The sequence below is a fragment of the Moheibacter sediminis genome, from assembly GCF_900176425.1.
Taxonomy (GTDB): domain Bacteria; phylum Bacteroidota; class Bacteroidia; order Flavobacteriales; family Weeksellaceae; genus Moheibacter; species Moheibacter sediminis.
In genome coordinates, this window is the sequence record NZ_FWXS01000007.1 from 99,901 (window position 1) to 125,512 (window position 25,612).

The following is a 25,612-nucleotide window of genomic DNA, read 5'->3' on the forward strand; positions in this document are numbered from 1 at the left end:
AATAAAGAAGAAAAAGGAAAAATGGCTTGGTTCAGAAGAAATAAAAAAAATATAACCACATCAACCGAGGAGAAAAAAGACGTTCCAAAAGGACTCTGGTACAAATCTCCAAGTGGAAAAATCATAGGTACAGAAGAATTAAAGGCAAATCTTTATGTAAGTCCTGATGATGATTTTCACGTACAGATAGGCAGTCAGGAATATTTTGAAATTCTTTTTGACGAAGCCAAATTCAAAGAATTAGATGCCAAAGTAGAAAGCAAAGATCCGCTGAATTGGGCAGATACGCAGAAGTACAAAGACCGTCTGAAAGATGTAAAAAAGAAAACCGGTTTGACAGATGCCATCCGCAATGCAACCGGAAAGATGAACGGAAGAGAAGTAGTGGTTTCTGCTATGGACTTCAAATTTATCGGAGGTTCTTTGGGTTCGGTAATGGGAGAAAAAATCGTGAGAGCGATTGATTATGCTATTAAAAATCACCTTCCTTACGTATTGATCACTCAATCAGGTGGTGCGCGTATGATGGAAGCAGCGATTTCCTTGATGCAGTTAGCAAAAGTAGAAGCCAAATTATCACAGCTTTCAGACGAAAAAATCCCTTACATTACCGTTTTGACGAATCCAACTTTTGGTGGAATTACAGCTTCATTTGGATCCATTGGAGATTTGGTATTGGCAGAGCCGGGAGCGTTGATCGGATTTGCAGGACCCCGTGTTATAAAAGAAACTATAGGTAGAGATTTACCAGAAGGATTCCAAACTTCTGAATTTCTTTTGGAAAAAGGCTTCATCGATATGATTGTACACCGCAAAATGCTTAAAAAGCAGTTGACCGATTCTATCAATATGTTGATGCCTGAAAATATTTCAAAAAAATAATTTAAATTTTGCTTTTAAATAAAAGGTTTGTTTATATTTGCATCCCGTTTGCGAGAATAGCTCAGCTGGTAGAGCACGACCTTGCCAAGGTCGGGGTCGCGGGTTCGAGTCCCGTTTCTCGCTCAAATTGAAATAATAAAAGTACCCTAAGCCCTGGTGGTGGAATTGGTAGACACGCAGGACTTAAAATCCTGTGCTCATTAGAGCGTGCGGGTTCAAGTCCCGCCTGGGGTACCAAACAGGACAAGTGATCAGGTTGATTGTTTGTCCTGTTTTTGTTTGGCGCTAATTCATTGTAAATCTGGGCAATGTATCAACATGTTGATTTACCACTTTCATCAAAACTCAAATCTGATTATCACTAATTTAATATTTATAAAAAACATCAAATCACCTATGATGTCATTGGGAAAAGAATATGAAGTCGATGAACTCTGTACTTATAAAAATCGGAAATAAAGAAAAAAGAATCTGGATTGTCTACGCATTGGAATGAATAAGTAAGAAGATAGTTTCATTCAATATCGGAAGAAGAACCAATCAAACTTTGAAATCAGTCATTGAAACTTTACATCTCTCAGAGATAAAGAAAATATTTACCGATAAACTTAAAAGCTATAAATCTTTAATCCAAAAAGAAATTCATAAAATAACTCGTTTTGCCATTAGTTCTAATTCTTGACACTCAGAACTCATTGAAAAGAGTGAACCGCAGAACAATTTGTTTTTCGAAAAGTATAATCATGTTGAATTCAATTCTGAAAATTTACTTTTGGAGTTGAAATTCAAACTTCAATATTTCCAAAGTATTGTAGATGATGTTAGTATTAAGATTGTTTAATAATTGAAAAATAGAAAATTTAGATTTTCATTTATTCTAAATTTCTTCTAAATTGAAATGTTAAATTTGTTAAATGAAGATACTAATCATAGAAGACGAAGAAGAACTTTCTAAAAGTATAGTTGAATATCTCTCAGAAGAAAAGTATTTGTGTGAGTCTGTATCCACCTTTGCGCAAGCTATGGAAAAAATAGAGGGATACAATTATGATTGTATATTACTGGATATAACTCTTCCCGACGGTAATGGACTGAAAATTTTAGAAGAATTAAAGAAAGAAAATAAACAGGACGGGGTAATTATTATTTCAGCAAAAAACTCATTAGATGATAGAGTGATGGGGCTAAATATTGGAGCTGATGATTACCTTACCAAACCATTTCATTTATCGGAACTAAATGCACGTATTTATTCTATTATCCGTAGAAAACAGTTTAATAATTCCAACATCATAAAGCAGGAGGAATTAGAAATAGACTTATTGGGAAAGTCCGTTTCCATTAACGGGGAATCCATTTCACTAACCAAAAAAGAATTTGATTTACTTATTTATTTCATTGGAAATAAAAACCGGGTGCTATCCAAAAGTACATTGGCAGAACATCTTTCAGGAGATTTTGCAGATATGCTCGACAATCATGATTTTGTATATGCGCACGTTAAAAATCTGAAAAAAAAATTAAGCGATGCCAGTGGAGAGCAGCATATAAAAACGGTTTACGGGACTGGATATAAATGGGAAGGATGAAAAATTTATTACAAAAATCACTCAGACAGCTTACTATATTTGCATTTATTGTGTTTCTATTGAGCATTCCGTCTTATTTATTTTTAGTTGACTGGATCTGGCTTAAAGAATTAGATGAAAACAATGAACTTACTGCTCAAAGGATTGAAAATGAATTTAATGAACAGAATATTAGTGATGAAAAATTAACTGAAAGTATTCAGTTTTGGAATGAAATCCAACCAGTAAGTAGAATTGAATTTACAGCACAACCGTTTCTAAAAGATAGTTTTTATACCATTAGACGACAAAATCCATATTCTGCGAAAGAATCTGTTGATCGTTTTCGCGGTTTGAAAACCAACATTGAAATCAATAATCAAAACTATATATTGATAGTTGAAACCAATGTTGAAGAAACCGAAGAAACTGTCGGTTACATTGCAATGGTTACTCTCTTGTTTTTTCTGATATTAGTTATAGGCTTCTGGATATTAAATAGGAAACTTTCCAAAAAACTATGGCAACCATTTCAGGACACTTTACAGAAATTAAAATCATTTGAATTAAATAATCAGCAGAGGATTGATTTTCAGACAACAGATACCATTGAATTTGCTGAACTGAATGCTACTTTGGATAAATTGCTCCAACATAGTATTATTACCTATAAAAGTCAAAAAGAATTTACTGAAAATGCTTCCCATGAACTGCAAACACCCTTGGCTGTACTAAAGAATAAATTGGATATATTACTGCAAAGCGATGATTTGACCGAACGGCAATATCATATCGCAGAAGAGATGAACAAAGCTCTGATAAGAAGTTCAAGAACAAATAAAAATCTATTATTGCTTGCCAAAATTGAAAACAATCAGTTTGATAATTCTGAATTTATCAGATTTGATAGTCTGTTGTATCAAAGTATCGAAGGGCTTCAGGAACATTTCAGAGAGAAAAATATAGATATCGAGATTGATATTAATTCAGACATAACAGTAAAAGGAAATATAGGATTGACAGAAGTTTTGATTAATAACCTTTTGGTCAATGCTGTTAGACATACTTTAGTGGGAAGCTCGATGCAGGTAATATTATCGCAATCTGGTTTTGAAGTGAGAAATTCGGGAGAAAAGGAACTTAATGCTGATTTATTATTCAAAAGATTTTCAAAATTGTCAGAGGACAATAGTGGGAGTGGGTTAGGATTATCAATTATTGATGAGATATGTAAACTTCATCATTGGAAAGTGAATTATCAATTTGAAAATAATTATCATATTTTTTCTGTTCATTTTTAAAATTCAAAATTTCTTCTAAATTGAAACAGTCATTTGTATCAAAATAAATACAATGGCATTACAGGAAGAATTTGAAAAACAAGGCAACTGGCTTTTTACATACAGAAGTTTTTTGCCGATAATTATTTTACTGATTGGTACAGTTTTTTACCTGAGGACAGAATTATATCCCGAAACATTTTTTCTGGAAGAGACTCCCTACGAGATTTATTTTGAGAGGCTTTGTCTATTTATCAGTTTATTTGGTTTGGTAATCAGAATTTACACAGTCGGGCATACATCTGCAAACACTTCGGGCAGAAACACAACAGAGCAAATAGCAGATAGTATCAATACGACAGGGATTTATTCACTTGTGCGTCATCCACTCTATTTAGGGAATTTTTTCATGTGGTTGGGAATTGCTCTTCTCTGCGGTAATATTTGGTTTGTGATTATTTTTTGTCTTTTTTACTGGGTGTATTATGAGCGAATCATGTTTGCAGAGGAACAATTTTTACGAAAGAAATTTGGTGAAAATTATATTGAATGGTCTGAAAAAACACCTGCATTCATTCCAAACTTAAAATTTAAAAATTTTGTAAAACCCGGTCTTCAGTTTAGTTGGAAGAAAGTTCTGAAAAAAGAAAAAAACGGTTTGGCGGCTGTATTTTTGATTTTTGCATTTTTTGATGTAATTGGAGAATTAATCGAACGCCATACGCATTTTGATTATTTCTTAATCCTAGTGTGTATAGCAACCTTCTTTTTGTACTTAATCTTGAAATACTTAAAAAAACATACAAATATCCTAAATGAAAGTGGAAGATAACCTGATTCAAAATTTCTTCAAAATTGGTTTGCAGTTTTGCTCAAAAATTAAAAAGAATGGTGAAATCATTAAAGTTAGCAATTTTTATTTTCATGACATTTTCTGCGGTGTCTTATGCCCAGGTACCGTCAGTTACGATTTCAGGAACTGTCAAAAGTAAATCAGATCAATCTGCATTACCCTATGCTTATGTTGATTTATTCAGCAAAAAAGAACCAATAATTATTTCAGGAGCAGTCACAGATGAAGAGGGTAGATTTTCATTACCTGAAATCGAACCGGGAAATTACATACTTGAAATATCATATTTAGGGTTTGAAACGAAACAAGAATCCATTTATGTTGGAAGTCTATCAGAATTTATAGAATTACCTGTCTTTGAACTTAACGAAGAATTAACCGTTTTAGAAAGTGCAGTCATTACAGGCGCAGTCAGTGGCGTAAGCAATAAATTGGACAAAAAAACTTATTCATTAGAAGACAATATCAGTCAAAGCGGAGGTTCTGTTTTGCAAAGTATGCAGAATCTACCCGGCGTGACTATACACGATGGGAAAGTACAATTGAGGGGAAGTGATAAAATTACTGTTTTGATTGACGGAAAGCAGACATCATTGACGGGTTTTGGAAGCCAGAAAGGATTGGAAAACATCCCTGCATCGGCGATTGATAAAATTGAAATCATCAACAATCCATCTTCAAAATATGATGCAAATGGTAATGCAGGTATCATCAACATCATCATGAAAAAAAACAAGAAAAATGGATGGAATGGTAAAGTTGGACTGACCACAGGTTTGGGTTCGCTTTGGGAGAGAAAAGAAAACCTTCCAACAATAAGACCGCAGTACACTTTAACTCCAAAAATTAATCCTTCGGTTTCGCTTAATTATAGGAAAGACAAGGTCAATTTCTTTTTACAGGCGGATAATCTTTATACAGAAACACTTAATAAAAATGAATATGTAACCCGAACTTATGATGACGGAACTGTTCTTCATTCGCAATTTAAACGCAATAGAAACACAAATTATCTTACAGTAAATACGGGAATTGACTGGTACATCAATGATAAAAATACATTGACTATATCAGGTATGTACGGAAATGAAAAAATCATAGACAAAGGAGATCAGCCAATATTTAATGCAGACTATTCTGAAAGAAAAAGACTTTGGCAGTTTTTGGAGGATGAAGTGCTTACTACTGCGATGGTTTCAACTTCATTCCAACATAAATTTGATGAACCAGGACATCAATTGAACATTGCTTTCAATTATACATTTCATAGGGAAGATGAGAAGTATTTCTATGATAATTTTTTGCCTAATTCTACAGGTTGGGATGATTTCAAATTATTGGCAGATGAGCAGGTTTATGATTTTAATTTAGATTATTCCAAACCTTTGAAATATGGACGTTTAGAAGCAGGGATTAAATTTCGAAATAGGAGTATTCCAACCGATATGCAATTCTTTCCGGGAGAAAATTCAGTGATGGATCTGGATGCAGATGGTCAGGCAACTTATAAAGAATTGATACCTGCTGTATATGGTAATTATGTTTTTGAAAATGAAAAATGGGAGGCAGAATTAGGCTTACGTCTGGAGTATGTGAAAATTCGATATGATGTGGATGCAAACCACAATACTTATAAAAGTGATGGTTATGACTATACGCAACCTTTTCCTAATCTTCGTTTAGCTTATAAACTCAATGATAATAATAAAATTTCAATTTTCTACAACCGAAGAGTTGACCGTCCAAATGAGGTTGACATCCGAATCTTCCCCAAATATGATGATGCTGAAATTATTAAAGTCGGAAATCCAAGTCTGCGCGCTCAATTCACAAATTCCATAGAATTAGGCTATAAAAATACATGGAGTTCAGGTCATTTGTATGGTGCTCTTTATCATCGGTTTGCTGATGGAACTATTACACGAATTTCCAGCATCGTTCCGGGAAATATTCTGGTGTATGCTATATTTCAAAATGCAGGAAGAAGTTACAATTCAGGTATAGAGACTATTTGGAATCAGAAAATATCGAATATTTATTCCTTCAATTTCAATGGAAATATTTACAGAAATCAAATCAATTCCTTTACAGTGGAAAACCTATATCCTGAACCTAACATATATTCCGCGCCCGAACAAACAGCTATTTCAGGAAATCTGAAACTGAACAATACATTTCGATTTGCAAAAAATTGGGATGCACAAATATCAGCTACATACCTGGCACCGGATATTATTCCGCAGGGAAAAATAGGTTTCAGATATTCATTGGATGCGGGTGTGAAAAAATCAATTCAAAACGGGAAAGGAGAAATTTTCTTAAATGCCAATGATTTATTTAATACAATGGTTATAAAGAGAAAGATAGAGGGTTCAGGTTTTAGCTATACCAGTGATGATTATTATGAAACACAGGTGGTTCGGATTGGATATAGTTACAAGTTTTAAAAAAAAGAAATATGAATTTGATTCTAAGAGAAACAGAGAAATACATTCGATCATTTCTCAAAGATAATCTTTCCGAAAAACTGCTTTTTCATAACATCAGTCATACTTATGAGGTGGTAGAGGCTGTGAAAGAAATCGGAACGACCTGTAATTTATCTCTTAAGGAAATGATCATTGTTGAAGTAGCTGCATGGTTTCATGATTGCGGATATGCTCATGCTTATCACGGACATGAAGAAGAAAGTAAAAAAATAGCAAAAGCTTTTTTAGAAAGTTTAAAATGGGATTCGGCAAATATCACTGCAGTACTGAAATGTATAGATGCGACTAAATTTCCACAGTATCCTGATTCTTTAATCGACAAAATTCTGTGCGATGCAGACATGTATCATTTTACGCGAGCAAGTTATCTTAAATATGAGAAGGCATTAAGATTTGAATTTGAAGTTTTCCTTGGTTTGACTTTTACTGATGAACAGTGGAATAATGAAAACATTTGTGTGATGGATGGTCATACCTATCAAACTGAGTATGGCAAGCAGGTCTTGACTAAATTTAAAGACATTAATCTTCAATTATTAATAAATAAACAAGTATAAAATGTCGTCAAACATCACAAAAATATTGATGTATATCACAGTTCTGGTTTCATACACGACAAATCTGTTTGCTCAAACAGAAATAGATATTGTAAATCCTGTTTTAAATGATACATTATCAAATATCAGTATCCAAGAAAATCGTCTGAATTATAAAAATCTGATTGTTCCTGTTGTTTTTGTAAGCTATGGAATTGCAAGTTTAAAAGTGAATGAGCTTCAGCAATTGAATCTTTCAACCCGAACTGAAATTCACGAGCACAGTCCAGATCATATTAGATTGGATAATTATACTCAGTATGCACCTGCAGTAATGGTATATGGATTGAATGCTGCAGGGATAAAAGGAAAGAATAATTTTAAGGACAGAACAATTATCTACGCATCTTCACAATTGATTTCAGCTGCTTTTGTTGTCCCATTAAAACATATAGTAGGGGAAGAACGTCCAGACGGCTCTAATAATAAATCATTTCCTTCAGGGCATACAGCAACAGCATTCTCTTCAGCACAATTCATGTTTCGGGAATACAAAGATTCTAACTTTCTTTTGAGCATTTCAGGCTATTCGTTTGCTGTTTTTACAGGAGTTTACAGAGCTTTGAATGATAAGCATTGGGTAGGCGATATTGTAGCTGGTGCAGGCTTTGGAATTCTATCGACAGAACTTGCTTATTTTTTATACCCTAAAATAAGTTCCGCTTTTTCAGGAAAAAATAATGATACGATGGTTATACCTTTTTATCAAAATAAAAGTTTTGGGATAGGCTTGGTAAAAAGATTTTAGATTAGATGAATCAAACATGTTGACTTTATTTAGTTTTTTATTATCCAATATTCATCATAAAATTCATTGTTAATAAATAAAGAAACCGAACATTTCTGTCCGGTTTACTCACAATTTAAACCTAATAAAACTTAAAATCCGATTACGGAAATCTCCTTATTTTCTACAATTCCCGAATTTTTCAAATCATTCAGATTGATGGTTCCGGTAATGTATTCGTAATTTTTACTTTTGTAGTGTTCATCGATGTTTTGAAACAATTTAGCATTGAAATGAATGTCCGGATGAAAACCCACATAAAACTTTCTCGTCACGGGAACATCGCCATGAAATCCATTTCTGACTCCTTTTCTCAATTCATATTTATAATCATAACGAAGCGCAGAAATATCACTCAAAACCGCTGAAGAAGTAGGGAATCTGCCGGCACCTTTTCCATACAAAAATTGTTCGTCCGCCAATGCACTTCCAATCAAAACCCCGTTGAATTCATTGTTGACCAATCCCAGAGTTTTCGTTTTTTCAATAAAAGTTGGAATTACTGTCGGGATTAATTCCTGCGTTTCCGCATCCAGATTGCAGCTCGCAATCAACTTGATGATTTGCCCTTTTTCACTTGCGTATTGGAAATCTTCCGGTTTCAGCGAAGTAATTCCTTTGGTCAAAATGTCTTCCGTCGAAACCAATCTCCCAAAAGCATGCAAAATGATAATGCTCAATTTATTTGCAGCATCAAATCCTTCCACATCCAAAGTTGGGTCACTTTCCGCGAAACCATTTTCCTGTGCGGCTTTCAGTGCGCTTTCATAACTTTCATTTTCCGAACGCATTTTAGTCAAAATGTAATTCGTCGAACCATTGACAATTCCTTGGATGTAATTCAACAAATCATTGTCATAATATTCCTCCAGATTTCTCAAAATCGGAACGCTTCCGCAAACCGCGGCTTCATAAAGAAAGGAAACATTTTTCTCCCGTTGCAATTCAATCAATTCTAAATGATTTTCAGCAATCATTTTTTTGTTGGCGCTGACAACTGATTTTCCGCTGTTCATAGCTGTTTTTACGATTTCAAAAGCTGCGTCCGCATCGTCAATCAGTTCCACAACCACGTCGATTTCCTCATCGTTCAAAATGTCATTCGCCTCTGTGGAAAATAATTCCGACGGAGCATTTCTCTTTTTGTCAGGATGTTTGATGACAATTTTTTTGATGTGGGCATTCAATTGTGGCTTTTCTGAAAGAACCTGATAAATCCCTTCACCCACCACACCAAATCCAAATAATCCTATGTTTAATTTTTTCATTTAATTCGATTTAATTTTAAAAGAGTCAAGCACCGACCCTACAGTTTACCGCAACATAACCGGTGCTTTTCTCATCATTTAAAAACTATGAACTGATTTTATTTTTTTAATTATCCAACTTTTAATTGGGCGCATCCCTGTTGCGATTCAAATCATTTATAAATTTCAAAAGGGTATCGCAACACGGTCGGGCTCTCGTCACTCGCTTTCCCGTGAAAAACGGGAAGAGCTCAAACAGATGCCTCCATCCCTTGCGCGGGACAACCGATAATTATTATTTTATTGAGCTTCTAACTTCTGACCTTTAACTTCTAACTTCAAAGTCCCCAAAGCATTTTCGATGTCTTTGATCAAATCCTCCACATCTTCAATTCCACATGAAAGACGGATCAAAGAATCCTGAACCCCTGAGCTCAACCTTTTTTCTCTTGGGATCGAAGCATGAGTCATTTGTGCAGGATGACAAAGCAAACTTTTTACGCCGCCTAAACTTTCTGCCAATTTGAAATAATTGGTTGAAGTCACAAATTGGTTTGCAGCTTCTACCGTATCTTCTTTCAAACTAAATGAGATCACACCGCCGAAAAGTCCGTTTTGTTGTCTTTTTGCAATTTCGTGGTTCTTGTGTGTAGTTAATCCGGGGTAATAAACTTTGTCTATTTCCTGCCTCGTTGTCAGATATTCTGCAATTTTACTCGCATTTTCGCTTTGTTGTCTGACCCTTAATTCTAAGGTTTCTATACCACGTATCGCCAAAAAACAATCCCACGGACCTAAAATTCCTCCGGTTGCATTTTGTATGAATTTGATTTTTTCTGATAATTCAGGTGTTTTTGTAACCACCAATCCCGCAACCAAATCCGAATGACCGGCAATGTATTTGGTCGCGCTATGGATGATGATGTCCGCTCCCAATTCGAAAGGCAATTGTGCTACCGGACTGGCAAAGGTATTGTCCACCACTACAAGTGCCCCGAATGGTTTTGCGATTTCAGAAACTTTCTGAATATCTGTTACTTTCAAAGTTGGATTGGTCGGAGACTCGATCCAGATGAATTTTGTTTTTTCATTGATGAATTCAAGGATGTTTTCAGCATCGGTCGTGTCAACATAGTGAATTTTGATGCCTAATTTTTCGTAAATGTGTGTGAATAGTCTGTATGCCCCTCCGTAAATATCATCAACCGCAATGATTTCATCGCCGCTCGAAAGTAATTTAGCTACAGCATCGATTGCTGCCAATCCGGTCGCAAAAGCAAATGCATTGTCTCCGCCTTCCAATTTTGCAATGATGTCTTCCAAAGCTTTTCGGGTTGGATTGTTGCTTCTTGCATAATCGTAACCTTTGTGAACGCCTGGCGCTTCCTGTACAAAAGTGGAGGTTTGGTAAACCGGAACTGAAATAGAACCCGTCAATGGATCTACCGGTACTGAATGGATGATGTCTGTAATTCTGCTCATTTTATAAGATTTTTTAATGTTACTATTTTGATTTAAAATCTCACCAAGAGCAGCATCAGAAAAGCCAAAATAAAAAAAGGCTCCTCTGATAAGTCAGAAGAGCCTTGTATATATTTTGTGTATATCTAAAACTGTGTCTGTACCTATCTTTCCGCTTTGCAGCGGCTGGACGTAGCACCTTTCTTCCTTTTACAGAAGAGGTTGCTAAAGCTTCAACGGGCCATTTCCCTCAGCTTTTCTTGATAAGAATAATTGTTATGAACTTCTCGGTTGCAAATTTAATGCTGAATAATTTAATTATCCAAATTAAATTTCAATAAAATTAAAAATAACTTATAATTAACTGATTTATTGTGTTTTATGAAGTTAATTATAACCCCAAGCTTACACCAAAGATAGGTCTGAGTCCTGTTGAGAATAAACTATCGTCTTCTTTGTAAAGCACATTGTACATCAATCCGCCAAAAAATTGAACTCTTCCGGAACTTCTGTAACCGCCTCCGGCCCAAAGCGCACTTTCATCAAAGTTATATTTATTGGAGCCTCCAAATTCATAATCATATTTCTGTGAACCGATGTAATGTTCAAAATGTGTTCTGATAAATATGTTCTGGATCGGATAAAAATTTACATAAGGTCCGAAATTGAAAAGATTTTGTCTGGAATCACTCCATTTCGAATATTGATACCCCGCTGTCACACCCGCTTCGAGCATCGGCATGATTTCATATCCGGCAAACGGAGAAATGGCAAATCCAAAATAATCATTGCTTCCAAAACTTAATCCGAGACCGCCTCCAAAACGCCATTTGGAGGTTTCTTGTGAGAAAGAATTTACAGAACAAATTAAGGCAAAAAGTATAATTATTTTTTTCATGAGCTAAATTAGATAGCTGCAAAGATGAAATTATTTTTTAGGAATTCCTAAGATTTCAGTAGCTCCCAGACAATGGATTCCATGTTTGTCATAAGTGGTTTTGGAATTGATTTGGACGGTTTGTAAAGATTCTTTTTGTAGATTTTGGATGGCTTTTTTGAGCTTGCCTTTTACTTTTCCTTTGGGCGCATAAAAAATCTCATTGTTGACGATGTAGCAATCTTGATTTTCCATCGTTTTTCTGGATTTGTCTGAATAAAAAAACATTCTGTATTTAGTCAAATACAAATTTCCATCTTTGAGTTCGAGAGGTTCTCCGCTGAGTTTTTTGATGTTGGGATTGGCGTTGGAATTGAGTTTTCCGAGTAGGATTCCGTTGTTATTTTTGGTGAAATCTGTGGCTTGCGAATCTTGTTTTCCTTTCAAATTATAATACACTTTTAAATTGGATTCCGATTCGATTTTAATTCCAATTAATTCATCGTAATTGAAATAAATTTCTCCCGGACTTTGCGCATTCATCCATCCCGAAAAACATAAAAAAGTTAAGGTCAAAACTAAATTTTTCATCATTCAAATTTTCGTTTTTATAGAAAAAATTAGACCAAATCAACTCTTTCAATTTATTTTTTACCTTTAATGAAATTTCAAATTTGTCCAAATTCAAAAAACATAAAAAGATTTATTACGTTCCCGGAATCATTAGTTTGATTGTAATTCCTTTGATTTTGTGGCATTATGGAACGCAATACATTCAGGAAAATGATTACAGAGTGTTGGGTTTTAATATGCCTCCAAAGGATTATATGGAAGAAGAAGAGTTTGCTGAAGTTTTTGCCGATATGAAATATGATGATGTCAAAGTACCATCAAATTTTTCATATGAAACAGAGCTCAAATATTTAAATTTAGTTAAAGATTTACAAGAAAAAAATATTGATAAAACAGCCATTCGATTTCAGCTTACTGAAGATAATACTTATGGAGATATTGTTAACTTGTTAAACATAATGGAAAAAGCTGAACAGCCAAGGTATGGTTGGAAACTTGAAGAAAATACTTTTGAGGTAATTCATATCAAACAACATAATGAAGATGTGATGATGTGTGGAACTTTTTTTTTACATCATGACTTAGAATCTGTAATTAAGTCTGATCTTAATGTGAAAGAATTCATCCAAAAAATTCCAAAATATTTTTATCCAATACTAATTGGCTATTTAATTTTGATGATCTGCGCCATTTTCCGTCCCAGAATTTTCATTCCATTGTAGTTTTTACTGATTGATTTACAGTGAAATATAAGGTTTAGTGATTTATCCAAAAATAATTTTTATATTTGCACCCGTTTTCTGGGTAGAAAACACGAATGTATAAAGATCATTTTGGGTTTTATTAGGCTGCGTAGCCATTTAAGTTCATCTTTTTCGCATTCGATTTAACAATCTCCGGTGCGAAGGCAGATGACCGATTACCGGCAAATAAAAATTTTATGATTACATTTCACGAATTAGGCTTGAACAAAAAGTTGTTACAAGCCGTGGACGAATTAGGTTTCGTTAACCCAACTCCCATCCAACAACAAGCCATCCCGCAAATCCTTGAATCTGAGAAAGATTTAATTGCTTTGGCACAAACCGGAACCGGTAAAACTGCCGCTTTCGGATTACCTATTTTAGAAAAATTAGATGCAGACAGCAGAACCGTTCAGGCAATTATTCTTTGCCCGACACGTGAACTTTGTTTGCAGATTACCAAGGATTTAGAAAATTTCGCCAAGTTTTTAGGAAACGTAGCGATCCAGCCGGTTTATGGTGGAGCAGATGCTTTGAAACAAATCAATGGTTTGAAGAAAAATCCACAAATCGTGGTAGGAACGCCTGGTAGAACTTTGGATTTGATCAAACGTGGTGCATTGAAAATCAACAACATAAATTGGTTGGTTTTAGATGAAGCAGACGAAATGTTGAACATGGGATTCCGTGAAGACATCGATTCGATTTTGGAAACAACGCCCTCAGAAAAACAAGTTTTGTTGTTTTCTGCAACGATGATGAAAGAGGTTCGCAGAATCGCTTCTGAATACATGCACAAGCCGGAAGAAATTTCAATCGGAAAAACAAATGAAGGTTCAAATGACGTTGAGCACCATTATTATATGGTTCGTGCAAATGATCGTTATTTGGCGTTGAAACGTTTGGCGGACATCAATCCAAATGTTTACGGAATCGTATTTTGTAGAACAAGAAGAGAAACCAAAGAAGTTGCAGATGCCTTGATCGAAGATGGATACAATGCAGATGCTTTACATGGTGATTTATCTCAGGCTCAACGTGATACTGTAATGGATAAATTCCGTAGAAAACAATTGCAATTATTGGTTGCGACGGACGTTGCAGCACGTGGAATCGATGTGAATGAATTGACGCACGTTATCAACTACAATTTACCGGATGATCCGGAAGTGTATGTACACAGAAGCGGACGTACAGGTAGAGCGGGAAACAAAGGAGTTTCTATCGTGATTGTACATTCAAGAGAAGGAAGAAAACTGAAAGATCTTGAAAGAATCATCGGTAAAAAAATCGAAGCGAAACAAGTTCCAACCGGAAAAGAAATTGTTGAAAAACGTTTGTTTGCGACGATTGATAAAATTGAAAAAATCGATGTTGATTATTCTCAAATCGAACCGTACTTGGAAACCATTTCTCAAAAATTGGAATGGATGGATCGTGATGAATTATTGAAACGTTTTGTTTCTTTGGAATTCACAACTTTCTTGGATTACTACAAACATGCAAAAGATTTGAATGTTTCAGAATCCGGAAGAGAGGAAAGAGGTGGTAAAATCCGTGGTGGAAATGTTCACGGAATGACTAGATTCCATATCAATGTTGGACAGAAACAACAAATCAAAATTCCTAATTTAATTGGATTAATCAACGAAAAAACGCGTAAGCGTGATATAGAAATCGGAAAAATTGAGATATTGAGAAACTTCTCATTTTTCGAAGCTGATTCTGCGCACGAACAATTGATTTTAGAGTCATTTAAAGGTGATGGCGAAATCGAAGTTCAAATCTCAATCCCTGAAAAGAAAGAAGGTAGAGGAGGAGACAGAAATGAAAGAAGTGATCGTGGCGGCGAAAGAAGAGGAGGTTACGGAAGCAAAGGAGGCGACCGCAGAAGCAGTGGTAACGGATACAAAAAAAGTTCCGGTTCTGGATCTGGAGGAAACAGAAGAAGCGGTGGTGGAGATTTCAAATCGAAATCTAAATCAGGAGGCGGTTCAAGCTCTAGCTTTGCAAGCCGTTCTAAAGGTAAAAGAAGCAGATAAGCAGTTCTTTCTTTAAGATTTTTTTAACTTATTTTAGTGTTTGGTTAAATTTATTTATATATTTTTACCAATAATTAAATTTTTATAGAATGAACAGAGGTACCGTAAAGTTTTTCAATGAATCAAAAGGATATGGATTCATTAAAGATGACGCTTCAGGAAAAGAGTATTTTGTGCACGTAACAGGTCTTGTTGACAGAGTTCGTGAAAACGAAGAAGTTACATTTGACATTGAAGATGGCAAAAAAGGACAAAATGCAGTAAATGTTAGAAGAGCTTAATTAGTTTATATAAGATTTACAACATGACAAAAAAGGTTCTGCATAAGCGGAACCTTTTTGTTTTTTATATAATTTGGAAAAAATTTAATCTTTCTTTTTCAAAAATCTTCCTTTTAAATTGAACTCAAAATCAGCGCCATTCGTCAATTCAACTTCATAAGTGTGTAATTCTTTTTCGATTTTATTGATTTTCTCTTTCTTGTGATTTTCCATTAAATATTCCATGATTTTTTTCGGAATAAATTCAGTTGGCAATACAGTGCCATTGCTCTGAACTTTTTTCCAGTACCCGAGATTGTCAAATTCAATTTTTACTTGATTGTCCAAAACAGTTTCAAATTCTTTCTTTCCCTCTTCCTCTTTTCTCAGTGCCTGCGTTATTTTTTGATTAGGAAAATTATGAGAAATGAAATCACGTGCCGTTCTTGGAAGTTCCCATTCATCAATGGTTTTTTCCTGCGCACTCAAATGAACTCCTGACAAAATCAGGAAAAAGAGTAAAAGTGTTTTTGATAAATTTTGAATCATTAGTATAGTATTAAATTCAAAGTTAACAATCGTAGTTTTTGTTTGCAACATTATTTCGACAATTCATTCGAAAACAAGAATCCTGCTATACGCTAACAGGATTTATATAATCTAAAAAAAGAATTCTAATTTTCAATTCCTATGAAAGTACCGTCAGCATTGAATTTCAAATCAACATCATTTGAAATTTCAACTTGAAATCCATAAGTTTCTTTGTCAATTCCTTCTATAAAAAATGAAGAATAATTGGCCTGTGCATAACTCAAAATTGCTTCAGGAATCAAGGCATTGGGAACTTGCTGCATATTTCCGTCGATGTCCGTCCAAAAGCCATTTGTATCAAAATCAATCTCGAAATTATTGCTCAACCAAACTTCATACAAAGTTCCGTCATTGTCTGCTGCGTTTTTCCTCACCACACGATTTGCTGTTGCTCCCGTAAAATTTGATTCGATTAAATTGCGGCTCGCTTCCGGCAATTCGGCTAACGAAATGTTCGTTTCATTGTTGTTGTCATCGTCATTGTTGCATGCTGTGAAAGAAAATAGAATTCCCGCAACAACGATTGTTTTTAGAAAAATTAGTTTCATATATGTGTTCGGATTTAATTATTAATCATCAATTCTTAAAAAATCTCCGTTCAATTTGAATTCCAGATCCAAACCATTTGTCAATTCCACATCATAAGAATTTGAATCTTTTTCTATTTTAGAAATTTTGTGCGTTGGAAAATTTTTAGAAACATAAGATGTGATTTTCTTAGGAATGAATCCTGTAGGAATAACCGCATCATTTTCTCCATCCACTTCTTCCCAATTTCCGTTGCCGTCAAACTCGATTTTCACACCATTGTCGAGCCAAACTTCATAATCGGTGCTGATCATTCCTTTGTCTTTAATTGCTTGACTTACTTTTTGTCCGGAGAAATTTTTAGAAATGAAATCTTGGGCAGTTTTAGGAAGCTCAGTTGTTTTGATGACAGTTTCCTGCGCATTTACCTGGAAACTCAAAACAAAAACTCCTAATGTCATAACCGCTTTTACTAAATTGAATTTTGTGTTCATAACTGTTGTTTTTAATTATGAGACAAATTTCAGGAAGGATTCTGGAAAGAATTGGGAATAATGAATTTTACGAATTATTTTTTCTCCAATTCAAAATAATGCCTGCTATCAAAACGATAATTGATAGATAATTCTGGATAAATTTTAACGATGGATTTCACAATCGCTAAACCTAAACCGGTAGAATTTTCATTTTGTTCGTCTTTATAAAACCTTTCAAAAATGAATTGAGAATTAAGTGGATTTTCGCCCGGATTTTGAATGGATATTTTTTCTGGAGAAATAAAAACGTTTAGAAATCCATTTTGTTCATTGTGAACAATCGCATTTTTCAATAAATTATTGATTAAAATTCCAGCTAAATCTGCATTCATTTCAAACTGAAAAATTCCATTTTCTTTAATTGTAACATTAATCTTTTTGAATTCAGTCATCATTTCCAATTCAAACAAAGATTGTTTTATCAACTCATTGAAATTCAAATTTTCTTTATGTTGAAATTGATTATTTTCAATTTTTGACAAAGTTAAAAGTGATTTATTTAATCTTTTCAAACGATTCAACATCTCATTAATTTCGCCGATTTTATGTGCTTGATTTTCAGTAATGTCTTTTTCTTCGATGAGCAATTCTAATTTATTTCCAGCAATAGCCAAAGGTGTTTGCAATTCATGCGAAGCATTGGCGATAAACTGTTTTTGCTGTTCATAAATCTTTTCATTTCGATCGATCATTGCAGATAATTCAGCTTCTAATTCGTCAAATTCTATGATTTCAGAATTTGTTTTTTCAAAACCTTTTTTAGTTCCGATTTTATATGATTTCAGATTATTTAAAATTATATAAAACGGACTCCAAGCCTTTTTCAAAATGAAATGATTGATGAGGATGATGCTACCGACAAGCGCTATGTAAAGAGCTGATAAAGCAATGAGTAGGTTTTCTATAAATTCATCTTCTTCAACCGTCGAAGTATAAATTTCTAACTGATAATTCTGATTTTGATTTTTAAAAATAGTCTGTAAAATCCTCACAGGCTCGTCGTCATTGTCATAAGCCATGTACATTTTGGAATTGTAAATATGGATTTTTTTCGAATAATTTCCTATCGGTAAAGGTGTGATTTTGAATTGAGCAATGCCGTAGTCAACCGTTTGTAAAATTTCAGAATCCGATTCAATTTCATGCAAAATTCTGATGCGGCTGTCTTTGAGTCCGTCGTCAATATTATCGTAAACCTCCTCAATAATCAAGAGGTAAAATGATGCAGCCCAAATCGCGATAATTCCCAAAATGGCAATCACTAAATAACGAAGCGTTGAATATTTAAGCGATTTATTTTTCATTTAGATTAATTTATAACCAACACCGTAAACTGCTTGAATGTCAGTGTCAGCTTGTGCTTCATTGAGTTTTTTGCGTAAATTTTTGATTTGTGAATACACAAAATCTAAACTGTCTGATTGTTCGGCATGGTCACCCCAAACGTATTCAGCAATCGATGTTTTGGTAATCAATCTTTCAGGATTGGTGATGAAATAATACAATAAATCAAACTCTTTTCGGTTCAGAATTAATTCTTCATCATTGACTTTTACAGTTCGATTTTCCGGTTCAACCTGGACATTTCGCCAATTAACAAAATTGCTTCCATTTTGATTTTTTCTTCTGATTGCAGATTTTACACGTGCGGTCAATTCAGCCAAATGAAAAGGTTTCGCGAGGTAATCATCAGCGCCCAATTCCAACCCTAAAACTTTGTCATCGATGGAATCTTTAGCCGAAATTATGATGACGGCTTCATTCTTTTTATTTTTTTTTAATTCTGAAAGCAATTCCAATCCGTTTCCGCCGGGAAGCATAATATCCAGAAGGATGCAGTCATATTCATAAGAAATGATTTTGTCCAAAGCTGAATGAAATTCTGAAGCCGATTCGATGAGATAATTGTCTTTTTCAAGCGAATCTTTCATCACTTGCAACAATTCTTTTTCGTCTTCTATAATCAGGATTTTCATACTACGAATTTAAACCAAAAATGAAGGCAAAATTAGAATTGAATTCTGGAAGAAATTGGGAATTTTAAGTCAGGACAAATCGCCAAGGTTTGTTTTTCCAGATTTCTCCGGCATAGTCGATACCGATTCTTGCGGTTGTGATGATGGTTCCTTGTATTTGAGAATATTCAATCCAAATTCGATTTGAAGTTTCTAAATCTTCACCGTAAAAGGATTTGTCCAATTGAAGCATTCTTCCTAATCTTCCGGGACCGATACAATTTTCAACGCCACGAATCAAAACTGCTTGCGGATGATTTTCTTTTCCAGTCACGAAATTCAGCATCCAATACATTCCGTAAATCAGGTAAACATAAATTTTTCCACCATCTTGAAACATAATATCGGTGCGTGGAGTTCGTCCTTTGCTGGCGTGACAAGCCAAATCATCTCCTCCAAAATAAGCTTCAGTTTCTATGATTTTGGAACGAATGACTTCTCCGTTCCCAAAATCACGCACTAAAGTTTTTCCAATTAAATTTTCTGCAACGAAAAGTGCATCGTTGTTTTGGAAAAAATCATTTGGAATTCTTTTATTCAAAATGTATTATTCTAAATTAATTTCTGGTAATATAATTTCAATTTGATTTTTATCATCAATCTTGAATTTGATTTGTTCAACAGGAATTGCAAATGTGTAAGTTTTAAATACTCCAGCATGATCTTTCATTTTTTCGGTAATCTGTATTGTATAATTTTCAATTTGTTTAAAATATCTATCAATAATCATTTGTGGTTCCATGCAAAATTTACCACTTCTATTTGAAATAAATTCTTTAGAAAAAGAATTAGATTCTAAATTGAAAATATAAAATGAGCTTGCTTCATTTAAATCACTTAATTCAGATAAATATGAAGTAGAAGGTAAGTAAATCTTATCTATTTTAAAGTTATCAGAATTTATTTTGCCACTGTATTTGAAATTAATATGACAACATGCTTGAGAGTAGTTGAAGCAACTAATTAATAGGAATAGAAATGTAAAGATGGTTTTGCTCATAAAGCTAATGTAAACAAAAATGCTGCTTAAAATTCAATCAAGCAGCATTGTATTTTTTATAAGTTTAGAATAATTTTAAACCGTCATTACTTCTTTTTCTTTTGCAGCAAGGATTTCTTCCGTTTTTACAACGAATTTATCAGTCAATCCCTGAACTCTGTCTTCATAACTTTTCTTCAAATCATCTGAAGCGTCTTCAGCTTTTTTGATGTCATTGTTGGCATCTTTACGCGAATTTCGGATGCTTACTTTTGCGTGTTCTGCTTCCGCTTTTGCCATTTTTACCAATTCTTTTCTACGTTCTTCTGTCACAGGCGGGATGCTGATGATGATCATATCACCATTGTTAGACGGCGCAAAACCCAAATTGGCATTGATGATTGCTTTTTCAATTTCATTGATCAAACCTTTTTCCCATGGCTGGATGGTCAAAGTCCGAGCATCGGGCGTACTGATATTGGCAGCCTGACTGACCGGAGTAGAATTTCCGTAATAGTCAAATCTCACTGTAGAAAGCATCCCGGGAGTCGCTTTTCCGGCGCGTAATTTCATCAATTCTTTATCTAAATGTTCCAATGCTTTCTGCATTTGGTCCTTTGCTTCTTCCAATATTAAATCTAATTCTTCCATGTTTTAATCTTTTTTCGAAATCCGAAATTAGTTTTGCGAATATATAATATCTAATCTTAAATTTAAAATTCAACATTTTTAATTTACCAGGGTACCGATGTTTTCACCTTTGATTAATTTCTCCAGATTTCCTCTCGTATTCATATCAAACACAATAATCGGTAAATTATTTTCCTGACTCAAAGTGAAAGCCGTCATGTCCATTACGTTCAATCCTTTTTGGTAAACTTCATCAAAAGAAAGCGTATCAAACTTAGTCGCAGTCGGATCTTTTTCAGGATCAGCAGTGTAAATGCCATCAACACGTGTTCCTTTCAAAATCACGTCAGCATCGATTTCAATTGCTCTCAAAGTCGCCGCAGTATCGGTTGTGAAATACGGATTCCCCGTTCCCGCACCGAAAATTACAACTCTTCCTTTTTCGAGATGGCGTGTTGCTCTTCTTTTGATGAATGGCTCAGCGATTTGTTCCATTCGGATGGCGGTTTGCAAACGTGTATAAACACCCGCTTCCTCAAGTGCAGACTGCAATGCCATCGAATTGATGACCGTTGCCAGCATTCCCATATAATCTCCTTGAACTCTATCCATTCCGTTAGCAGCACCGGCTACACCTCGGAAAATATTTCCGCCGCCGATTACGATTGCTACTTCAACTCCTAAACCTATCACTGATTTTATTTCTTCAGCATATTCTTTAAGTCTTTCAGGGTCAATTCCGTACTGACGGTCGCCCATCAATGCTTCGCCACTTAATTTCAGGAGTATTCTTTTGTATTTCATAATTGTGAATTATTGGGATTTTGCAGTGCAAATATAGTAAAGTGAAAAGTGAAATTAGAGAGACGAGGAGTTTTTATTTTAAATTTTAAATGCTAAATTTTGAATGTTTGTAATCCAAGTAATTTAAAAATTACTCCAATTCAACCAAAGCATTTTTTGGTAAAGATTTTATTCGTTTGGAGATTTTGGATTCTGTGCACATTTTAAATCAATTGATAAAATCAAATTTATTGAATTTAATTATAAACTTTCTAAAAACTTCATCACATCCACGCCATCAGCATAATCTGTGAGAGACGGCTTTTGTGTATCGCCAAATTTTATTTCGAAATTATTTCCAACAACACATTGGATTTTTTCTTCGTTTTGAATTAATTCATTTTTGACTTCATTCAAATCTTCGTAAAATTCATAATTGATTACACCAATCGGACTGAATAATTCTTCAGATTTCTTTAAAACGACAAAATTATTATCCAGAAAATCTTCACTTCCCATCAAGTAAATTGCACGATTGTAATCGTAATTATTAGAATATTTGGTGTGATTGATGATGTGACTCCAATCAAAAAATGATTCAAATATTTTATCTGTATTAAATCCTTTCGGCAAATAAATTTTGGTCACATTTCTGCATCCTAAACCAAAATACCTGAAAATGTCTTCTGATAATTTTTTCAAATCTTGCTCCGTTTCATTTCCATTTAAAACAGCCAAGGAAGTTCTATTTTTGCGAATGATATGCGGAATTTCTTTGAAGTAAAACTCAAAATATCTTGCCGTATTATTACTTCCGGTGGCAATGACAGCATCATGATTTTTCAATCTTTCGACTTTTTGAATTGTATTTTTTAACGCATCAAATTCCAATAAATAATCAATAACAAAACTCATCAAAATATCGTCTTTTGAAGAAGTTTTCACAATTGCATGGTGTCCGGAAAGTAAAACCGAAATCAAATCATGAAATCCCACGAGCGGAATATTTCCCGCCATGATGATGCCTACACCTTTAGAATTTTGCGTTTCGGAATAATCTTTAACCCAATTATTTAGATTTTCTTTGGTCAAAATTTTTCCCCATTGTTCCAGACAAAATTTCAAATTGTCTTGCGTAAACCACGGATTATGGATTTCAGCTAATTTTAATTTTGCAAAAAATTCATCTTGTAAATATTTGAATTTAGAATGATTTGAATCTTTATCTGTTTCATTTTCAGTGATGAATGAAAAAAACTGACCTAAATCATAAATTGCGGAAATACGGCTTGGAATTGACATATAGTATAAAAAAATGTGGTAATTTTGGAGTGCAAATTTAGTGAATTAGAAAGTAGTAATAAACGGTTCTTATTCATTTAAAATTTAAGATTCAAAATATAAAATAAAAGAGAATAATAATGGCAATCATAATCACTGATGAATGTATCAACTGTGGAGCGTGTGAACCTGAGTGCCCAAATACTGCAATCTACGAAGCAGCAGTGGATTGGCGATACGCCGACGGAACTGAACTTTCAGGAAATATAATCAATATAGATGGGAAATCTTTCGACGCCGATGAAGCGCAAGAGCCTGTGAGCGATGAAGTTTATTTCATTGTTCCCGATAAATGTACGGAATGTAAAGGCTTTCACGAAGAACCGCAATGTGCCGCCGTTTGTCCTGTTGACTGTTGTGTGCCCGATGATGATCATGTGGAAAGCGATGAACGTTTATTGAGTAAAAAGGCATTTATGCACAAAGAATAAATTGAATTAATCAAAAAAATAAAACGCAAAACTTACAACACAAAAACAAAATTTATTTATGAAAATCCACAATTTTAGCGCAGGTCCTTGCATCCTTCCACAGGAAGTTTTCCAAAAAATGTCAGAAGCAGTTTTGGACTTCAACGGTTCAGGTTCTTCCATTATGGAAATTTCCCACAGAAGAGCAGATGCTCAGGAAGTTATAGATACCGCAATCCAATTGGTAAAAGATTTAATGAATGTGCCTGATACGCACGAAGTGATTTTCACCCAAGGTGGGGCTTCCTTGCAGTTTGTGATGGTTCCTTTTAATTTGATGAAATTAAACGGAGGAAAAGCAGCTTACACCGAAACCGGAGCTTGGGCAAAAAGCGCTATCAAAGAAGCACAAAGAATGGGAGAAGTTCAGATTATTGCTTCTTCGGCAGATAAAAATTTCAATTATGTGCCGAAAGGATATACCATTCCTTCAGATGTAGATTATTTTCACTGCACATCCAACAATACTATTTTCGGTACACAGATGAAATCTTTCCCTGACAGTCCTGTTCCTGTGGTTTGTGATATGTCTTCTGATATTTTGAGCAAGCCGGTTGACGTTTCTAAATTTGATGTCATTTATGCCGGAGCACAGAAAAATATGGGTCCTGCGGGAAGTGTTGTAACGATTGTCAATAAAGAAGTTTTGGGTAAAACCGGAAGAAATATTCCTGCATATTTAGATTTTCAAACGCACATTGACAAAGGAAGCGCATTTAATACTTGGCCTGTTTTGGCGGTGTATGGTGTGATGTTGAATTTGCAGTGGTTGAAAAATTTAGGTGGTGTTCCTGAAATTACAAAAAGAAATCAGGCAAAAGCTGAATTGATGTATGCTGAAATTGACAGAAATGCTTTATTCACAGGAACTGCAGAAGTAGAAGACCGTTCTGAAATGAATGCAACTTTTGTTTTGAAAGATGAAAGTTTGAAAGCTGAATTCAATAAATTGTGGAAAGAAGCCGGAATTTCAAGCTTGGAAGGACACAGAGATGTTGGCGGATACCGCGCAAGCATGTACAATGCTTTACCGATTGAAAGTGTTCAGGTTTTGGTTGACGTAATGAAACAATTTGAACAGAAATTCGGATAATTTTTAAGATTTAATACAAATTACAGAAATGAAAATATTAGCAAACGACGGAATTTCAAAAGCAGGTAAAGATTATCTTGAAAAAGAAGGATTTTTAGTTATCACAGCATTTGTCGCACAAGATCAACTCGCAAATTTCATCAACGAAAACAATATAGAAGTACTTTTGGTAAGAAGTGCTACCAAAGTTCGTAAAGAATTAATCGATGCAACCAATCTCAAAATCATCGGTCGCGGTGGAGTAGGAATGGATAACATCGATGTGGAATACGCGCAGTCCAAAGGAATTTTGGTTATCAATACACCTGCTGCTTCTTCAGCTTCAGTTGGAGAAATGGTGATGGCGCACGCTTATTCATTGTACAGAAATTTACACATGTCCAACCGAAATATGCCGTTGGAAGGTGAAACTAAATTCAACGATTTGAAAAAAGCTTATGGTAAAGCCTTTGAATTGAGAGGTAAAACTATGGGAATTATAGGATTCGGGAGAATCGGAAGAGAAGTTGCCAAACTCGCTATCGGAGCAGGAATGAAAGTAATTGCTTATGACAGAAGTTATACAGAAGCAACCGTTCCTGTTGAATTTTTTGATGGTCAATGTTTGATGTTCCATTTTGATATTCAGAGTTTTGATGAAGTAATTTCTCAATCTGACATCATTACCTTGCATATTCCGGCACAAGAAGGTTATGTGATTGGTGCGCGTGAAATTGAAAAAATGAAAGACGGTGCGATGATTGTCAATACAGCACGCGGTGGAGTAGTCGATGAAGAAGCTTTGTTGGAAGCTTTGGAAGACGGAAAACTTCGTGGTGCAGCTTTGGATGTGTTTGAAAAAGAGCCGTTTCCAAGCATAAAATTATTGATGGAAGAAAGCTTGTCGCTTTCTCCACACTTGGCAGGAAGCACAGAAGAAGCACAAGAACGCATTGGTATTGAATTGGCAGAACAAATTACTACGTTCTACAAACAGGCAACTGTGTGA

General features: G+C 34.5%; 27 protein-coding genes, 2 tRNA genes, 1 pseudogene and 1 riboswitch. Of the genes and pseudogenes, 16 read left to right on the plus strand and 14 right to left on the minus strand.

Annotated features, from left to right (window positions below; all coding sequences use genetic code 11):
* The first annotated feature begins 21 nt into the window (after positions 1 to 21).
* The 10 genes and pseudogenes from accD to B8977_RS11075 all read left to right on the plus strand — a co-directional run bounded on the left by accD (position 22) and on the right by B8977_RS11075 (position 8,416).
* On the plus strand, positions 22 to 882 hold the full coding sequence (gene accD / locus B8977_RS11035; RefSeq protein WP_084017777.1) for an acetyl-CoA carboxylase, carboxyltransferase subunit beta: 861 nt from the start codon (positions 22 to 24) through the stop codon (positions 880 to 882).
* A gap of 50 nt (positions 883 to 932) precedes the next feature.
* Positions 933 to 1,005: transfer RNA gene (locus tag B8977_RS11040), tRNA-Gly, on the plus strand.
* A 27-nt stretch (positions 1,006 to 1,032) separates the two neighbouring features.
* A tRNA-Leu gene (locus B8977_RS11045) sits at positions 1,033 to 1,119 on the plus strand.
* A gap of 141 nt (positions 1,120 to 1,260) precedes the next feature.
* Positions 1,261 to 1,664, plus strand: a pseudogene (locus tag B8977_RS15345) (IS1 family transposase); the annotation flags it as partial.
* Positions 1,665 to 1,796: 132 nt separating this feature from the next.
* Complete coding sequence (locus tag B8977_RS11050) at positions 1,797 to 2,471, plus strand: response regulator transcription factor (RefSeq protein WP_084017778.1); 675 nt, start codon at positions 1,797 to 1,799, stop codon at positions 2,469 to 2,471.
* The gene (locus B8977_RS11055; protein WP_084017779.1) at positions 2,468 to 3,751 is read left to right on the plus strand and encodes a sensor histidine kinase; all 1,284 of its coding nucleotides are present in this window, start codon (positions 2,468 to 2,470) and stop codon (positions 3,749 to 3,751) included. The genes B8977_RS11050 and B8977_RS11055 overlap by 4 nt, the downstream gene beginning before the upstream one ends.
* Positions 3,752 to 3,803: 52 nt before the next feature.
* Positions 3,804 to 4,562 (plus strand): methyltransferase family protein, encoded by a 759-nt coding sequence (locus tag B8977_RS11060; protein WP_084017780.1) that lies wholly within the window; start codon positions 3,804 to 3,806, stop codon positions 4,560 to 4,562.
* 56 nt (positions 4,563 to 4,618) lie between these two features.
* On the plus strand, positions 4,619 to 7,030 hold the full coding sequence (locus B8977_RS11065; RefSeq protein WP_084017781.1) for a TonB-dependent receptor: 2,412 nt from the start codon (positions 4,619 to 4,621) through the stop codon (positions 7,028 to 7,030).
* Between the two features lie 11 nt (positions 7,031 to 7,041).
* Positions 7,042 to 7,629 carry an HD domain-containing protein gene (locus B8977_RS11070; protein WP_084017782.1) on the plus strand — a complete coding sequence of 196 codons (588 nt, stop codon included), beginning with the start codon at positions 7,042 to 7,044 and terminating at the stop codon, positions 7,627 to 7,629.
* A 1-nt stretch (position 7,630) separates the two neighbouring features.
* The gene (locus B8977_RS11075) at positions 7,631 to 8,416 is read left to right on the plus strand and encodes a phosphatase PAP2 family protein (RefSeq protein WP_084017783.1); all 786 of its coding nucleotides are present in this window, start codon (positions 7,631 to 7,633) and stop codon (positions 8,414 to 8,416) included.
* Positions 8,417 to 8,547: 131 nt separating this feature from the next.
* Here the strand turns inward: B8977_RS11075 and B8977_RS11080 are convergent, their stop codons facing one another.
* The 4 genes from B8977_RS11080 to B8977_RS11095 form a co-directional block, all read right to left on the minus strand.
* Positions 8,548 to 9,723 (minus strand): homoserine dehydrogenase, encoded by a 1,176-nt coding sequence (locus B8977_RS11080; RefSeq protein WP_084017784.1) that lies wholly within the window; start codon positions 9,721 to 9,723, stop codon positions 8,548 to 8,550.
* A 279-nt stretch (positions 9,724 to 10,002) separates the two neighbouring features.
* Positions 10,003 to 11,184: a trans-sulfuration enzyme family protein gene (locus B8977_RS11085; RefSeq protein ID WP_084017785.1), complete on the minus strand. Its 1,182-nt coding sequence runs from the start codon at positions 11,182 to 11,184 to the stop codon at positions 10,003 to 10,005.
* A gap of 140 nt (positions 11,185 to 11,324) precedes the next feature.
* A riboswitch (SAM riboswitch) is annotated at positions 11,325 to 11,433 on the minus strand.
* 121 nt (positions 11,434 to 11,554) lie between these two features.
* The gene (locus tag B8977_RS11090) at positions 11,555 to 12,061 is read right to left on the minus strand and encodes a hypothetical protein (protein WP_084017786.1); all 507 of its coding nucleotides are present in this window, start codon (positions 12,059 to 12,061) and stop codon (positions 11,555 to 11,557) included.
* Positions 12,062 to 12,091: 30 nt separating this feature from the next.
* The gene (locus tag B8977_RS11095; RefSeq protein WP_143736473.1) at positions 12,092 to 12,634 is read right to left on the minus strand and encodes a hypothetical protein; all 543 of its coding nucleotides are present in this window, start codon (positions 12,632 to 12,634) and stop codon (positions 12,092 to 12,094) included.
* Between the two features lie 80 nt (positions 12,635 to 12,714).
* On the opposite strand from B8977_RS11095, the gene B8977_RS11100 reads away from it, so the two are divergent.
* The 3 genes from B8977_RS11100 (at position 12,715) to B8977_RS11110 (ending at position 15,679) form a co-directional block, all read left to right on the plus strand.
* Positions 12,715 to 13,335: a hypothetical protein gene (locus B8977_RS11100; RefSeq protein WP_084017788.1), complete on the plus strand. Its 621-nt coding sequence runs from the start codon at positions 12,715 to 12,717 to the stop codon at positions 13,333 to 13,335.
* 218 nt (positions 13,336 to 13,553) lie between these two features.
* Positions 13,554 to 15,398: a DEAD/DEAH box helicase gene (locus B8977_RS11105; RefSeq protein ID WP_084017789.1), complete on the plus strand. Its 1,845-nt coding sequence runs from the start codon at positions 13,554 to 13,556 to the stop codon at positions 15,396 to 15,398.
* A gap of 89 nt (positions 15,399 to 15,487) precedes the next feature.
* Entirely contained in the window at positions 15,488 to 15,679 is a 192-nt protein-coding gene (locus B8977_RS11110) for a cold-shock protein (RefSeq protein WP_084017790.1), read from the plus strand.
* An 84-nt stretch (positions 15,680 to 15,763) separates the two neighbouring features.
* Here the strand turns inward: B8977_RS11110 and B8977_RS11115 are convergent, their stop codons facing one another.
* The 10 genes from B8977_RS11115 to B8977_RS11160 all read right to left on the minus strand — a co-directional run bounded on the left by B8977_RS11115 (position 15,764) and on the right by B8977_RS11160 (position 23,022).
* The gene (locus B8977_RS11115) at positions 15,764 to 16,207 is read right to left on the minus strand and encodes a PepSY-like domain-containing protein (protein WP_159447487.1); all 444 of its coding nucleotides are present in this window, start codon (positions 16,205 to 16,207) and stop codon (positions 15,764 to 15,766) included.
* Positions 16,208 to 16,332: 125 nt separating this feature from the next.
* Positions 16,333 to 16,797 (minus strand): PepSY-like domain-containing protein, encoded by a 465-nt coding sequence (locus tag B8977_RS11120; RefSeq protein ID WP_084017792.1) that lies wholly within the window; start codon positions 16,795 to 16,797, stop codon positions 16,333 to 16,335.
* Between the two features lie 21 nt (positions 16,798 to 16,818).
* The gene (locus B8977_RS11125) at positions 16,819 to 17,271 is read right to left on the minus strand and encodes a PepSY-like domain-containing protein (protein ID WP_084017793.1); all 453 of its coding nucleotides are present in this window, start codon (positions 17,269 to 17,271) and stop codon (positions 16,819 to 16,821) included.
* 74 nt (positions 17,272 to 17,345) lie between these two features.
* The gene (locus tag B8977_RS11130) at positions 17,346 to 18,617 is read right to left on the minus strand and encodes a sensor histidine kinase (RefSeq protein ID WP_084017794.1); all 1,272 of its coding nucleotides are present in this window, start codon (positions 18,615 to 18,617) and stop codon (positions 17,346 to 17,348) included.
* Positions 18,618 to 19,289: a response regulator transcription factor gene (locus tag B8977_RS11135; RefSeq protein WP_084017795.1), complete on the minus strand. Its 672-nt coding sequence runs from the start codon at positions 19,287 to 19,289 to the stop codon at positions 18,618 to 18,620.
* 64 nt (positions 19,290 to 19,353) lie between these two features.
* Positions 19,354 to 19,869: a DNA-3-methyladenine glycosylase gene (locus B8977_RS11140; RefSeq protein WP_084017796.1), complete on the minus strand. Its 516-nt coding sequence runs from the start codon at positions 19,867 to 19,869 to the stop codon at positions 19,354 to 19,356.
* 6 nt (positions 19,870 to 19,875) lie between these two features.
* A complete protein-coding gene (locus B8977_RS15030) occupies positions 19,876 to 20,328 on the minus strand; it encodes a hypothetical protein (protein WP_143736475.1) in 453 nt (150 codons plus the stop codon).
* Positions 20,329 to 20,403: 75 nt separating this feature from the next.
* A complete protein-coding gene (gene frr / locus B8977_RS11150; protein WP_084017798.1) occupies positions 20,404 to 20,958 on the minus strand; it encodes a ribosome recycling factor in 555 nt (184 codons plus the stop codon).
* 78 nt (positions 20,959 to 21,036) lie between these two features.
* The gene (gene pyrH, locus B8977_RS11155; protein ID WP_084017799.1) at positions 21,037 to 21,741 is read right to left on the minus strand and encodes a UMP kinase; all 705 of its coding nucleotides are present in this window, start codon (positions 21,739 to 21,741) and stop codon (positions 21,037 to 21,039) included.
* 240 nt (positions 21,742 to 21,981) lie between these two features.
* Positions 21,982 to 23,022, minus strand: a complete 1,041-nt coding sequence (locus B8977_RS11160) for an acyl-CoA reductase (RefSeq protein WP_084017800.1) — start codon at positions 23,020 to 23,022, stop codon at positions 21,982 to 21,984.
* 119 nt (positions 23,023 to 23,141) lie between these two features.
* Between B8977_RS11160 and B8977_RS11165 the strand changes: the two genes are divergently transcribed.
* Genes B8977_RS11165 through B8977_RS11175 form a run of 3 tightly spaced genes read left to right on the plus strand, consistent with a single transcriptional unit; the run spans position 23,142 to position 25,612 of the window.
* Entirely contained in the window at positions 23,142 to 23,492 is a 351-nt protein-coding gene (locus B8977_RS11165; RefSeq protein ID WP_084017801.1) for a 4Fe-4S dicluster domain-containing protein, read from the plus strand.
* A 58-nt stretch (positions 23,493 to 23,550) separates the two neighbouring features.
* Positions 23,551 to 24,624, plus strand: a complete 1,074-nt coding sequence (gene serC / locus B8977_RS11170) for a 3-phosphoserine/phosphohydroxythreonine transaminase (protein ID WP_084017802.1) — start codon at positions 23,551 to 23,553, stop codon at positions 24,622 to 24,624.
* 28 nt (positions 24,625 to 24,652) lie between these two features.
* A complete protein-coding gene (locus tag B8977_RS11175) occupies positions 24,653 to 25,612 on the plus strand; it encodes a D-2-hydroxyacid dehydrogenase (protein ID WP_084017803.1) in 960 nt (319 codons plus the stop codon).

What these genes read in the sequence shown, in the direction of transcription:
- accD (WP_084017777.1), top strand. Translation starts at nt 22, where the DNA reads ATGGCTTGGTTCAGAAGAAATAAAAAAAATATAACCACATCAACCGAG.
- B8977_RS11050 (WP_084017778.1), top strand. Translation starts at nt 1,797, where the DNA reads ATGAAGATACTAATCATAGAAGACGAAGAAGAACTTTCTAAAAGTATA.
- B8977_RS11055 (WP_084017779.1), top strand. Translation starts at nt 2,468, where the DNA reads ATGAAAAATTTATTACAAAAATCACTCAGACAGCTTACTATATTTGCA.
- B8977_RS11060 (WP_084017780.1), top strand. Translation starts at nt 3,804, where the DNA reads ATGGCATTACAGGAAGAATTTGAAAAACAAGGCAACTGGCTTTTTACA.
- B8977_RS11065 (WP_084017781.1), top strand. Translation starts at nt 4,619, where the DNA reads ATGGTGAAATCATTAAAGTTAGCAATTTTTATTTTCATGACATTTTCT.
- B8977_RS11070 (WP_084017782.1), top strand. Translation starts at nt 7,042, where the DNA reads ATGAATTTGATTCTAAGAGAAACAGAGAAATACATTCGATCATTTCTC.
- B8977_RS11075 (WP_084017783.1), top strand. Translation starts at nt 7,631, where the DNA reads ATGTCGTCAAACATCACAAAAATATTGATGTATATCACAGTTCTGGTT.
- B8977_RS11080 (WP_084017784.1), bottom strand. Translation starts at nt 9,723, where the DNA reads ATGAAAAAATTAAACATAGGATTATTTGGATTTGGTGTGGTGGGTGAA.
- B8977_RS11085 (WP_084017785.1), bottom strand. Translation starts at nt 11,184, where the DNA reads ATGAGCAGAATTACAGACATCATCCATTCAGTACCGGTAGATCCATTG.
- B8977_RS11090 (WP_084017786.1), bottom strand. Translation starts at nt 12,061, where the DNA reads ATGAAAAAAATAATTATACTTTTTGCCTTAATTTGTTCTGTAAATTCT.
- B8977_RS11095 (WP_143736473.1), bottom strand. Translation starts at nt 12,634, where the DNA reads ATGATGAAAAATTTAGTTTTGACCTTAACTTTTTTATGTTTTTCGGGA.
- B8977_RS11105 (WP_084017789.1), top strand. Translation starts at nt 13,554, where the DNA reads ATGATTACATTTCACGAATTAGGCTTGAACAAAAAGTTGTTACAAGCC.
- B8977_RS11110 (WP_084017790.1), top strand. Translation starts at nt 15,488, where the DNA reads ATGAACAGAGGTACCGTAAAGTTTTTCAATGAATCAAAAGGATATGGA.
- B8977_RS11115 (WP_159447487.1), bottom strand. Translation starts at nt 16,207, where the DNA reads ATGATTCAAAATTTATCAAAAACACTTTTACTCTTTTTCCTGATTTTG.
- B8977_RS11120 (WP_084017792.1), bottom strand. Translation starts at nt 16,797, where the DNA reads ATGAAACTAATTTTTCTAAAAACAATCGTTGTTGCGGGAATTCTATTT.
- B8977_RS11125 (WP_084017793.1), bottom strand. Translation starts at nt 17,271, where the DNA reads ATGAACACAAAATTCAATTTAGTAAAAGCGGTTATGACATTAGGAGTT.
- B8977_RS11130 (WP_084017794.1), bottom strand. Translation starts at nt 18,617, where the DNA reads ATGAAAAATAAATCGCTTAAATATTCAACGCTTCGTTATTTAGTGATT.
- B8977_RS11135 (WP_084017795.1), bottom strand. Translation starts at nt 19,289, where the DNA reads ATGAAAATCCTGATTATAGAAGACGAAAAAGAATTGTTGCAAGTGATG.
- B8977_RS15030 (WP_143736475.1), bottom strand. Translation starts at nt 20,328, where the DNA reads ATGAGCAAAACCATCTTTACATTTCTATTCCTATTAATTAGTTGCTTC.
- frr (WP_084017798.1), bottom strand. Translation starts at nt 20,958, where the DNA reads ATGGAAGAATTAGATTTAATATTGGAAGAAGCAAAGGACCAAATGCAG.
- pyrH (WP_084017799.1), bottom strand. Translation starts at nt 21,741, where the DNA reads ATGAAATACAAAAGAATACTCCTGAAATTAAGTGGCGAAGCATTGATG.
- B8977_RS11160 (WP_084017800.1), bottom strand. Translation starts at nt 23,022, where the DNA reads ATGTCAATTCCAAGCCGTATTTCCGCAATTTATGATTTAGGTCAGTTT.
- B8977_RS11165 (WP_084017801.1), top strand. Translation starts at nt 23,142, where the DNA reads ATGGCAATCATAATCACTGATGAATGTATCAACTGTGGAGCGTGTGAA.
- serC (WP_084017802.1), top strand. Translation starts at nt 23,551, where the DNA reads ATGAAAATCCACAATTTTAGCGCAGGTCCTTGCATCCTTCCACAGGAA.
- B8977_RS11175 (WP_084017803.1), top strand. Translation starts at nt 24,653, where the DNA reads ATGAAAATATTAGCAAACGACGGAATTTCAAAAGCAGGTAAAGATTAT.